At 49.7% G+C, this 12,507-nt stretch carries 7 protein-coding genes; 5 read left to right on the forward strand and 2 right to left on the reverse strand.

Annotated elements, in window-relative coordinates:
- The first annotated feature begins 107 nt into the window (after positions 1 to 107).
- The 4 genes from E6C74_RS10375 (at position 108) to nhaA (ending at position 5,826) form a co-directional block, all read left to right on the forward strand.
- Entirely contained in the window at positions 108 to 779 is a 672-nt protein-coding gene (locus E6C74_RS10375) for an ABC transporter ATP-binding protein (protein WP_136484796.1), read from the forward strand.
- The gene (locus E6C74_RS10380; RefSeq protein WP_136484798.1) at positions 760 to 3,213 is read left to right on the forward strand and encodes an FtsX-like permease family protein; all 2,454 of its coding nucleotides are present in this window, start codon (positions 760 to 762) and stop codon (positions 3,211 to 3,213) included. The genes E6C74_RS10375 and E6C74_RS10380 overlap by 20 nt, the downstream gene beginning before the upstream one ends.
- Complete coding sequence (locus E6C74_RS10385) at positions 3,213 to 4,343, forward strand: lipocalin-like domain-containing protein (protein WP_136484800.1); 1,131 nt, start codon at positions 3,213 to 3,215, stop codon at positions 4,341 to 4,343. The genes E6C74_RS10380 and E6C74_RS10385 overlap by 1 nt, the downstream gene beginning before the upstream one ends.
- Positions 4,344 to 4,641: 298 nt before the next feature.
- Positions 4,642 to 5,826, forward strand: coding sequence for a Na+/H+ antiporter NhaA (gene nhaA, locus E6C74_RS10390; RefSeq protein WP_136484802.1), 1,185 nt, complete (start codon positions 4,642 to 4,644; stop codon positions 5,824 to 5,826).
- Positions 5,827 to 5,964: 138 nt separating this feature from the next.
- Here the strand turns inward: nhaA and E6C74_RS10395 are convergent, their stop codons facing one another.
- Positions 5,965 to 6,576 carry an OmpA family protein gene (locus E6C74_RS10395; protein ID WP_168797008.1) on the reverse strand — a complete coding sequence of 204 codons (612 nt, stop codon included), beginning with the start codon at positions 6,574 to 6,576 and terminating at the stop codon, positions 5,965 to 5,967.
- Position 6,577: 1 nt separating this feature from the next.
- Positions 6,578 to 7,855: a TolC family outer membrane protein gene (locus E6C74_RS10400; RefSeq protein WP_136484805.1), complete on the reverse strand. Its 1,278-nt coding sequence runs from the start codon at positions 7,853 to 7,855 to the stop codon at positions 6,578 to 6,580.
- A 376-nt stretch (positions 7,856 to 8,231) separates the two neighbouring features.
- Between E6C74_RS10400 and E6C74_RS10405 the strand changes: the two genes are divergently transcribed.
- Entirely contained in the window at positions 8,232 to 12,410 is a 4,179-nt protein-coding gene (locus tag E6C74_RS10405; RefSeq protein WP_240798170.1) for a VCBS domain-containing protein, read from the forward strand.
- Positions 12,411 to 12,507 lie beyond the last annotated feature (97 nt).

Here is a 12,507-nt window from a genome sequence, read left to right on the forward strand (position 1 = left end):
CAATGCATCTTGATGTATATTTTGTGACCCCATGTCCAAAATACTTTCTAGAGTGCGGGAATTAGTGTAGATTCTCAGTCCTTAATTTATCGACGGTGAGTGATTTAATGTTACAACTGATAGACCTGTCCAAAGGATTTATGGATGGCGATGAGTTTCACCCTGTATTACAAGGGGCAGAGTTGACGTTAAATCGGGGCGATCAGTTGGCATTAATGGGCGAAAGCGGCTCGGGCAAGAGTACGCTGCTCAATCTGATTGCAGGTCTAGACACCGTCGATTCGGGTGAAATCTGGTTTCCTGATTTTGCCATGCACAAGAATGCAGAGCATAAACGCACAGCCTTTCGCCGTAATAATATTGGTCATATTTTTCAGCAGTTTAATCTGTTACCAACCTTGAATGTTGCCGACAATATTCGTTTTTGTCGTCAGCTTAAAGGGCTGCCAGAGGATCAGGGATTATTGCGCCAGATTTTATCGGCGCTGGATTTAATGCCTTTGCTTGGTCGTTATCCGGAAGAAGTCTCCGGTGGGCAGCAACAGCGTGCTGCGATTGCGCGCGCCTTGTATATGGAACCGACATTATTGCTGGCCGATGAGCCGACCGGAAGCCTGGATGAACGTAATGCTGAAGCGGTAATGCGCTTGCTGACCTCACTGGCGCATCAACTCGAGTGTTCCCTGCTGTTAGTGACCCACAGTGAAAAAGTCGCGAGCCATATGGAAGGGTGTATCCGCCTGCAAGGAGGGCAGTTACATGTTATGGCCCGTAGTTAAAGCACTACTCGGGCATTACCGTCGTTACCCGCTACAAATTTTTCTCGTCTGGCTCGGCCTGACACTCAGTGTTTCCCTGTTAGTTGGCGTTACCGCAATCAACAACCATGCTCGTCAAAGTTACGAACATGGCGAAAAGCTGTTTTCTAACCCTCTTCCTTATCGAATCCGTACCAAACACGTCGCCAATAAAATTCCGCAGGGCTTCTACGTCCAGTTGCGTCGGGAGGGTTTCAACCAGTGTGCTCCGTTTGACAGTTACCGACTGACAACCAAATCCGGTGCTGATTTCACTCTGCTCGGTATTGATCCGGTCGCCATGCTGCCGCTGGGGAATGGTCTGACATTAGATCAGATGAGTATGTTGGCACTGATGCAAAAACCGTCCCCTTTGATGGTGAGTCAGGATTTTGCTGCGCTGCAAGGCTGGTCCGCCGGCGATCCGGTGACTCTGGACGATGGCACTGAGCTCGGCCCTGTGGTGATTGATACGCACAACTTGATTAACGGCACTCGGATTGTTGCGGACCTGTCATTAGTTCGTGAGCTGAGACCAAGCGCTGGCTTGTCGGTTATCGCCTGCACGGATATGCCGCCGGAGAAGCTACAACAACTGAAAAGAGCTCTGCCAAATGGAATGACGTTAGTGCGCAGTTCGCGCGCAGAGCTGGAATCTCTCACTCAGGCTTTCCATATGAATCTGACCGCGATGGGAATGCTGGCGTTTTTGGTTGGGTTATTTATTTTCTACCAGGCGATGTCGCTGTCGCTCATCCAGCGTCAGCCTTTGGTTGGTATATTACGTCAAACCGGGGTCTCTGGCTGGCAACTGGCGAAAGCGTTATCACTTGAGTTGCTTGTTCTGGTTATTCTGAGCTGGCTGTGCGGCAATGTGTTTGGCCTGATGCTGGCCAATAAGTTAATGCCAGCGGTATCGGCCAGCCTGGCTAATCTGTATGACGCCAACGTAGGGCTGGCGATAGACTGGGATTGGAGCTGGAGTTCATACAGCTTATTTATGGCGATTTTCGGGGCGTTTGCTTCTTGTGCATGGCCATTGATCCGGTTGCTAAAATCGCAGCCGATACGACTGACAACCCGTCTTTCCCTGATGCGTTTTGCCCGTTCTGAATTCACCTTACAAGCCTTGATTGCGAGCTGCCTGTTTGTGGCAGCAATGGCGGTGTATCAGGCGCCGAAAACTCAGTCGTCCGGCTTTGCCATTATCGCGTTACTGCTGATCAGTGTGGCTCTGATGACGCCATTCATAATCTGGAATGTATTTAAGAGTTTCTCTTACACCATGCGCTGGGTAAAAGTACGCTGGTTCTTTGCCGATGCAGCAGCGAGTATGAGTTATCGTGGCGTAGCGACAATGGCATTTATGCTGGCTATGGCGGCCAATATCGGGGTGGAAACCACGGTCGGCAGTTTCCGTGAGACGACAGAAAAATGGCTGTCACAGCGTCTGGCGGCTGACTTATATCTCTATCCAACCGTGAGTTCGGCTGCCCGGATGAGTGAATGGCTGTCGAAACAACCGGACGTCGATAATGTCTGGTGGCGCTGGGAGAAAGATTTCTCGACCAATAATGGTGCTTTGCAGGTGGTCAGTACCGGTACTTCGCAAGGGGAACTGGATGCTCTGACGGTGAAGCTAGGTGTGCCTGACTACTGGTATCATTTGCATCATTCGCGTGGCGTGATGGTCAGCGAATCCATGGCGATTAAACTGGGCATACGACCGGGTGATTATATCGATCTCTCGATGCCATTGGGCCAGGGCTGGCTGGTGGTCGGCGTCTATTATGACTATGGTAACCCTTATAATCAGGTGCTGATGTCTCATCGCAACTGGCTGTACGCTTTTGCTGGTACGGGGAATGTCGCTCTGGCCGTGAAGATGAAAGATGATACTCAGGTCAACGTGCTGAAAAAGCGTCTTGATTCGGTATTCAGGCTCGATTCGGAACGGGTGTTCGACAACCATAGCCTGCATAAAAAAGCCATGCGGGTCTTTGACCGGACTTTTGCTATTGCCGATACCCTGGGTAACATCACCTTGTTAATTGCGGTGTGTGGTATTTTCTTTGCGACCGTTGCCGGTGAAGTCTCCCGTCAGCGGCATATTGCTTTGCTGCGTTGTCTGGGCATGTCTGGAAAAGAACTGGTCGCAGTCGGGGCGTTACAGCTGTTTGTGTTTGGCGCGATTTCTCTGATTATTGCGCTGCCGTTGGGGATTGTATTGGCTAAGTTAATGATTGATGTTGTGATTCGTCAATCGTTCGGGTGGACAATGGCATTGCAAATGATTCCGTCTCTTTATATGCAAACCGCCATGTTGTCGATGCTGGCTCTGATTATTGCAGGGGCTCTACCTGTGATGCGATTGGTTCGTCGCTCGCCAATGAAATCATTAAGGGATGCGCTGTAATGGCAGTACTGAATAAAAGACTGGTGAAGCTGTTGGTGGTTACGACCGTATTGGCGGTTATCGCATTGATCGGTTCATTGCTGTATGCCATCTTCGCTCCGACCCAATACCAGCCCGATGACAACGATTTGGATTCTCTGTTTGCCTCACAATCGCAAAAAGTATTTGAATCGGCACTGCCGGGTAAGTCTGTGGTTTTACCCGCAGACTTCGCTATGCATCCGGACTATCAACATGAGTGGTGGCACTTCTTTGCCAATGTCAAAGATACGCACGGCAACGAATATGGTGTGCAATGGAATTATTTCCGTATCGCGCGTGATGATCTGGAGCATCCGGGCTGGGATAACTCCCAACTCTATTTTTCACATGTGGTGATCTCGACCCGTGATCACGTCTGGCGTGAACAACGTATGGCCCGCGGTGGTATCGGACTCGCCGGGCTCAATGCAAAACCTTTTCGGATGTGGATTGATAACTGGTCCTGGAGTGCTAAAGATGAGAACCCGTTCCCCGGGCGTTTGAGCGTTAATACCGATTCTTTCGCGTTGTCGCTGAAGATGGAACAAACCGGACAGTATGTGATTCCCGGTGAGCAGGGTTATCAGGCCAAGCATAACCTGATGCCGGTTGCGTCATATAATATTCAGGCGCCGTTTATCAAGGTACGTGGTTCGCTTAAACTTAGCAATAATATGCCTCCGGTTGCAGTTGAAGGGACGGCGTGGATGAGCAAAGAGTGGGGCAGCGGTTTGCTGGCAGAAGGTCAGCGTGGCTGGGACTGGTTCGTGCTTGACCTCGATCAGGATACCACACTGACAGTCAGTCGATTCCGACACAATCTGCAGTTACCCTATGTATTCGGAACCTTGTCGACCCGCAATGGTAGAGTGATCACACTGAATGAATCTGATGTGATGATCACCCCTCTGCACATGATGTCTTTGGCGAACGGTAAATTAGTCCCGTTGCAGTGGAATATTTCGATCCCGAGCCAGAATATCAATATTACCACCAGTGTACTCAACCAACATTTGTGGCTACCCTTCGCTCTGCCATACTGGCAGGGGCCGATTTACTCGTTCGGAACACACCGTGCTCACGGTTTTATGCAACTGACGGGTTACTAAACTATCATTTTCTGTAATACGTTAAAAACGACAAACACTTCATACTTATGAGTCGGAACGGGAACATCTTAGATCTTCCCGTTTTGTTATTTTCCCTCAAAAGCGGTTTTCTTTACTCGATTTCCTATACTTAGAGTTTGGGATTGTTTAAACGGAATAAACGTAACATGAAGCTTAACTGTTCGGGATTTTCGAGGTTTATGTTCATTACAAGCGATTTCTCAAGCGATAAGTGAGTGGATACACTCAATTTATTCTTTTGTTTATCGTTGACTAACATAACGACAAGGACGATTTAATGACTGACACAATTCGTGACTTTTTCAAAATGGAATCAGCCGGAGGGATCATCTTAGTGATCGCTGCGGTGGTTGCCATGACCATTGCAAACTCACCTCTCAATGAATTCTATCAGGGTGCACTGCACAGCTACCTGTTTGGTATGTCTGTTTCTCACTGGATTAACGATGGCCTGATGGCTGTGTTTTTCATGTTAATTGGCCTGGAAGTAAAACGTGAGCTGCTGGAAGGGGCACTGAAGTCGCGTGAAACGGCCATTTTTCCGGCTATCGCCGCTGTAGGTGGTATGCTTGCGCCGGCACTGATTTATGTGCTGTTTAACTCGGGAGATCCTCAAGCTATTCAGGGGTGGGCGATCCCGGCGGCAACTGATATCGCGTTTGCTTTGGGTATCATGGCGTTGTTGGGAAATCGGGTGCCGGTGAGCCTGAAAGTATTCCTGTTGGCGCTGGCCATCATTGATGACTTGGGTGTGGTTGTGATCATTGCGCTCTTCTATACCAGCGATTTATCAACCATAGCGCTGACAATTGGCTTTATCATGACGGGTGTGCTGTTCCTGCTTAATGCTAAACACGTTACCAAAATCAGTGTTTACATGGTGGTTGGCCTGATTTTGTGGGTTGCGGTACTGAAGTCGGGTGTTCATGCGACACTGGCCGGTGTGGTGATCGGTTTTGCAATTCCTCTGAAGGGCAAACAGGGTGAGCACTCTCCGCTGAAACATATGGAACATGCACTGCATCCTTATGTGTCGTTTGGTATTTTGCCTCTGTTTGCATTCGCTAACGCAGGTATTTCACTGGCCGGTGTTTCTCTGGCTGGTCTGGCTTCAACCCTGCCTTTAGGTGTTGCGCTTGGCCTGTTACTGGGTAAACCTCTCGGGATTTTCACCTTCAGTGTTGCAGCGGTAAAAATGGGTGTGGCTAAATTGCCGGAAGGTATTAACCTTAAGCACATCTTTGCAGTATCTGTGCTGTGTGGTATTGGTTTCACCATGTCGATCTTTATTTCCTCACTGGCGTTTGGTAGCGCCAATGCAGACTACGACACCTATGCTCGACTGGGTATTTTGATGGGTTCCACCACAGCAGCGATTCTTGGTTACGGCTTGCTGAGTCTGTCACTGCCAAAGAAGAAGGTTGAGAATGCGGCGTCTGCTCAAGTAGACAACAGAACCTGATAAGGGCAAATGTCCGAAAAATCTAAACGAAAGGCCCCGCAGGGCCTTTTTTGTTGTGTCTGGCTTCGTTCTTTACCACTTTTGCTGCATTATGACGCCCGTTTCGTGGTGGCGAAGGCCCAAGATGAAGATGGTCAGCTATTTCTTTTTGGTGGTAAAAATCGTCCATTCTTCAACTACTTTTTCTTTTAAGCCCACAACGGTTGCTGTAACGCGCCTGTTTACCGCATGCGCTGAATTGGAATCGCCATCGTCGACTAAGCGGCTTTCACCATAGCCGATAATCCTCACGCGCTTAGCGTCAATACCGTAAGAGAGTAATTTGCGTTCTACCGCGTCTGCGCGTTGTTTCGATAAGTCCAGGTTATAATCATTTGTGCCCACTTTACTGGTATAGCCCTGAATCTCAATAGAGGCACTGGGATATTTTTTCAGAAACATCGCCATTTCCTGAATTTGATCGGAAAATACCGGGTTGATTTCATAGGAGTCATGGGCAAACAAAATATGTAGCTGGCGCTTATCTGAATCCTGAATCACTTCACCGCAACCATCATTATCGATCAGTGCTCCTTTGGGTGTATCCGGACACAGATCACGTGCGTTGATCACGCCATCCCAATCGTCATCTTGCAGATCGGCAACCTGATTCGCCAGCGGCGTTTTGATGTAATCATATTCGTCACCAGCCAAGCTGGGACAAGCTGCCAGGCTGATCATGACAGAGAGTGAGAGAATGGTTATTTTCATATCAGTACTCCACTTTCTTGGTCCATTCCTGCGGAATATCGACCAGCAGGGCGTCAATCAATACGCCAACCGCATTCATAACACGATATTTTGCGTATTGCTCGGCATAGTGCGCATCCAGATAATCCCGGCGAGCTTCAAACAGTTCATTTTCTGTGTTTAGCAGGTCAAGCAGGGTTCGCTGGCCGATCTGATACTGCTTCTCGTAAGCAATCACGGTTTGCGATGCAGAATCGACATGGTCTGCCAGAAAGTCCTTTTGTTGCAGAGTTAAGTCGAGCGCGCTCCAGGATAGTCGCAGTCCTTCTTCCACCTGACGGTAGGCGTTATCGCGTAAATCTTTTGAGCGATTGAGCTGATATGCAGCACTTTCACTGCGGTCACTGTCGCTGCCCCCGTTATACAGGTTGTAGTTTAAGCGTAGCATCGCGATGGTTTCGCTCGCTCCGCCGCGATCACCACCTGCATCATCACGCCAAGTCTGGCGTGCTTCAAAATAGATGGTCGGATAGTAGGGGCTTTTCGACTGCTTATACTGGAAGCGGGCAGCGTCGACATCCGCGGCTGAGACCTTGATGACCGGATGGTTGTCCAGAGCAAGCGCCATAGCATCGGTCAACGACAACGGAATTTTAGCGGCGTCTGCGCGGGGATAAATCAGGCCGAGTGGAGCCTGACCGACCAGACGTTCAAACTGTGTGTGAGTGTCAAACAGATTATTCTGGGCAGCTAATAAGTTGCCCTGTGCCCGGGCTATCCGTGCTTCAACCTGCGTCAGGTCCGCAGTCGAGCCGATACCGGAGTCTACGCGTCGCTTGATATCCCGGTAGATGCGTTTATGCACAGCCAAATTACTTTCTGACAGAGCCAAAACTTCTTTTGCTTTAACTGCATTGAGATACACATCAGTCACCTGTAGCGCAAGGTTAGAGGCGTCATCAAGCAGTTGTAACCGCTCGGATTCTGCATCAGCGGCGGTACGGTCCATATCGTTCAGAGTGGCATTACCATCCCAAATCAATTGGTTAAGAATAATGCTGGCTTCTTTGCGGGTCAGGTCTGTGTCTTCGTTGCCGGTGGAAGAAGCAGGGCGGATACCTTCGTACCCGATGCCTGCATCAAGGTCCAGCGTAGGGAGATAAGCTCCGGCGGCAGCATCACTCTCTTTAACACTACTGACGTATTGGTTGTAACTGGCTTTTATTTCAGGATTATTTGCCAACGCAAGCGCTACAGCCTGCTCAAGTGTCTGAGCTGAAGCTTGCAAGGATATAGACAACAAACATCCTGCCAAAAGGGGAATGGTCCGTTTCACAGGGTCGCTCCTATTAGTATTTAAATGATTTGTTGAGGCATTCTGATTCGCACTGCAGACACGAATTTACAGCGATTGCTATCTCAAATCGGAGGTTACTGGAAGCTTAGTTGATAATTTAGAAAGTTGAGAGATTAGTTCAAAAAAGTGCTAATGAATAATTTCTATATATATTGATATCTTAGTCAGTATTAGGATTAAAACTCTAAATATTGAGTTGATTGTCATTAGTGAGGTCACTACGTTTGTGTTATGAGAATAGTTGACTAGGTGTCGGGTCTTTTCAGACCAGGCATCTGCATGCATACCGAGCCTATTCAAACTTCAAGGAATGATGCTCATGAACACACGTACTCTCGCTTCTACGATGCTGGCTAACGTTACCCTGATCATTGATAGAAATGGTCAGTTCCGCGAACAAGCTGCAAATATGCCCCTCAGACCGGGCGACGTTGTCGTTCAGGTCAGCGAAGGTCCTAATCCACAAGTCACCGCCGAGTTGGTGAGCCCTGCCAATACTGCAAACACCAATCTGGACGGAGAAATAGCCCAGATTATTCAACAGTTAGAACTGGGAGCTGACCCGACGCAAAATCCTGATTTGGCGACCGCAGCAGGCGGAACTAACGGTTCCAGTCTGACGACTTCTGCCAGTATCAGTCGTACCGGCGATGAAGTGCTGGCGTCCACCAGTTTTGATACTTCCGGCCTGGAAGGTCTGGGGTTGTCGGCAACGCAAAGTCTGGCGCTGACCGATTTGGTCGCAGATACCGTTACGACATTACTGTTGAGTGGAAGTGATAGTGCTGAGGCGGATGAAACGGATGAGCCGGTGACTCTGGAAGGTGTGTTGCAGGTAGAAGGTGCCGATGGACTGACATTTATTGCGCAGCAGGATGTGGCGGGAGATTATGGTCAGTTTTCGATTGATGCCGATGGCAACTGGGTGTTCGTTGCTAATAGTGCCTTCGATGAACTTAACACCGGTGATTCGATTGTTGACCAGTTTCAGGTGGTGGGTACGGATGGCAGCACCCACACGGTTATTGTGACAATTAATGGTACTAATGATGTGCCGGTGTTTGTCGATGTGAATGACGCGGGTGATTATTCATTTAGTTATGATGAGGGTCAGACAGAAGGACAGACGATTGGCCAGGTAAGTGCTATTGACCCCGATAATGAGGTTCTGGCTTTTTCGATTAAGAATAACGTTCAGGACGAGCAGGGTAATGATCTATTCCAGATTAATAGCGAGACTGGTGAAATCAGTTTGACCGCTGCGGGTGTTGCTTCGCTTGCCAACGATTACGAACTCCCGGCTAACACGCACGGCATAGTGGTGACGGTAACGGAAGTTGACGGTAACGGTACGCCTCAGTCGGCGGATGTTGATGTCATATTGATGGAACGTGATATTGACGACAATGCGCCGGTATTTAACCCCAACGATCCGGATAACCCGGACGGGGCGCAATACGCGTTTGAATATAACGAAAACAGCACGGTCAATGATGTGCTGGGCACGGTGCAGGCCACGGATGCGGACGGTGAAGAGGTCACCTACAGCATCAAACAGAACGTGTTTGACGGCGACAACAACGCGCTGTTCACCATCGATGCCACCACAGGGGCGATCCGTCTGACCGACGCGGGCGTGGCGGCGTTTGCCAACGACTTTGAACTCGACCCGAACGAGCATATGCTGATGGTGACCGCGACCGAAGTGGTGGGGCTGGGCGAGCAGCAATCGACCGATATTCCGGTCGCGCTGAGCGAGCTCAATCTCGATGATAACGCGCCGGTATTTAATCCCAACGATCCGGATAATCCGGGCGGGGCGCAATACGCGTTTGAATATAACGAAAACAGCACGGTCAATGATGTGCTGGGCACGGTGCAGGCGACGGATGCGGATGGTGAAGAGGTCACCTACAGCATCAAACAGAACGTGTTTGACGGCGACAACAATGCGCTGTTCACCATCGATGCAGAAAGCGGAGAGATCCGTCTGACTGACGCGGGCGTGGCGGCGTTTGCCAATGACTTTGAACTCGACCCGAACGAGCACAAGCTGATGGTGACCGCGACCGAAGTGGCGGGACTGGGCGAGCAGCAATCGACCGATATTCCGGTCGCGCTGAGCGAGCTCAATCTCGATGATAACGCGCCGGTATTTAACCCCAACGATCCGGATAACCCGGACGGGGCGCAATACGCGTTTGAATATAACGAAAACAGCACGGTCAATGATGTGCTGGGCACGGTGCAGGCGACGGATGCGGACGGTGAAGAGGTCACCTACAGCATCAAACAGAACGTGTTTGACGGCGACAACAATGCGCTGTTCACCATCGATGCAGAAAGCGGAGAGATCCGTCTGACTGACGCGGGCGTGGCGGCGTTTGCCAATGACTTTGAACTCGACCCGAACGAGCACAAGCTGATGGTGACCGCGACCGAAGTGGCGGGGCTGGGTGAGCAGCAATCGACCGATATTCCGGTCGCGCTGAGCGAGCTCAATCTCGATGATAACGCGCCGGTATTTAACCCCAACGATCCGGATAATCCGGATGGGGCGCAATACGCGTTTGAGTATAACGAAAACAGCACGGTCGATGATGTGCTGGGCACGGTGCAGGCGACGGATGCGGACGGTGAAGAGGTCACCTACAGCATCAAGCAGAACGTGTTTGACGGCGACAACAACGCGCTGTTTACCATCGATGCCACCACAGGTGCGATCCGTCTGACCGACGCGGGCGTGGCGGCGTTTGCCAACGACTTTGAACTCGACCCGAACGAGCATATGCTGATGGTGACCGCGACCGAAGTGGCGGGGCTGGGCGAGCAGCAATCGACCGATATTCCGGTCGCGCTGAGCGAGCTCAATCTCGATGATAACGCGCCGGTATTTGACCCCAACGATCCGGACGAAAACCGCTACGTGTTTGACTACTATGAAGGTCGGGTGATCACCAGTGAACTAGGTCGAGTATCGGCTTCAGACGCCGATGGGGAAAGAGTGACTTATAGCATCACTCAAAATGTCTACTTTAACGGCATGGCATTATTTGCCATCAATGCCGTCACCGGTGTAATTAGCTTAACTTCAGAGGGGGTCGCGGCGTTTACGAATAATTATGAGTTGGCTACGAATACGCATAACCTGGTAGTGACAGCTACAGAGGATGAAGGCTTGGGCATGGTTAAGTCGACAGATATTGAGGTGATACTTAACGAGTTAAATATCGATGATGCCCCGATTGCGGAGAACTTTACCGTTCTGCTCAGCGATAACGTTGAAAGCACGATCGTGTTCGATTCGGATGACCCACAGCAAGACCATATTTCGGATATAGACGATGATGCTGCCGGAATTCAGGTCATGATTGTGCTGACATCATTGCCTGAGACAGGAACCTTGCTCTATACCGATGAATTCGGTGTCACCCGTGAGCTGACAAACACCGATCTCTATGTGGAGGGAGGAGATAAAGTCCTGCTCGATCCGCATTACATCAGCTTCGTTCCTTCCGGGGATGAAGTGGTGATTGGCTCTTCAGAAGATGGCTCTTTAACTGATAACAACGATGGGACCTACACCTTTACGCTAGAGAATGGTAATCAGGTTGAAATCTCAGCAACTAAGGTCAACGGAAACCGGACCGTTGCTTCAGATGTTGATCTGATTAACCATAATACTCAGGGGACTGGTTTCTCTGTGGAAGGAGGGGGTGGTATCAATACTACCGAGACCCTGACCGTGGATTTTAGTGACAACCCATTCTACAAGATCAGCTTCGCGGTGGACGGACTGAATAATAACCACGTTGCGACCGTAACGTTTACCTTCCTGGATGGATCGACGCACGTCGAATATTATGATGTGAATCAGGCTGATTATAGTTATGTGTCAAGTCAGCCAATTGTTCAGATGGACTTTTCTGCATCCAGCAACGATGAAACGGCGGGTTCCAATTATGTCGTGACCTATCTGTCTGGCTCTGAAGTTGTTACCGAGGATACCAGCTTTAATTACATGGCGGTCGATTCTGATGACCAGCTCAGTAACCAGGCCACGGTCACCCTGGATGCCGACAGTACCACGCCATCTTTTGATGTCGTCATTGGAGATGACGGTGAGCCTATCATCCACGCGCAAATGGGCAATGATCTGCTCATTGGCTACGGCGGTCAGGCGGATGTATTCACCTGGCTGGATGCGGCCCTGGACAACAGTACTGACGTGGTCAAAAACTTCGAACGAGGCAGCGATACTTTAGACCTGACATCGGTGCTGAGCGATGATGAAACCTTCAACGATCTGCTGGCAAAAATCAGTATTGATGAAGTGGAAAGCGGCGATGAAGACCTCACGCTGAGAGTGGACCATGATGGTGGCGAACAGACCATCATCATTGAAAATGGTGTTGATATTTTCGACATCACAGGTGCGCTGGATACGGATACCGCCAACGCGATACTTAACCAAATAGTCAAAAATGATACCGTTTAATTAAGTGACCTGACATAGCCTCCGTTTAACCGACGGAGGTTGTGTAATTTCTTACTTTTATAACTTTCTGAATATTCGATAATTGTTATATTTTCTG

The sequence above is a fragment of the Vibrio sp. H11 genome (assembly GCF_004804295.1).
Classification (GTDB): Bacteria; Pseudomonadota; Gammaproteobacteria; order Enterobacterales; family Vibrionaceae; genus Vibrio; species Vibrio ostreae.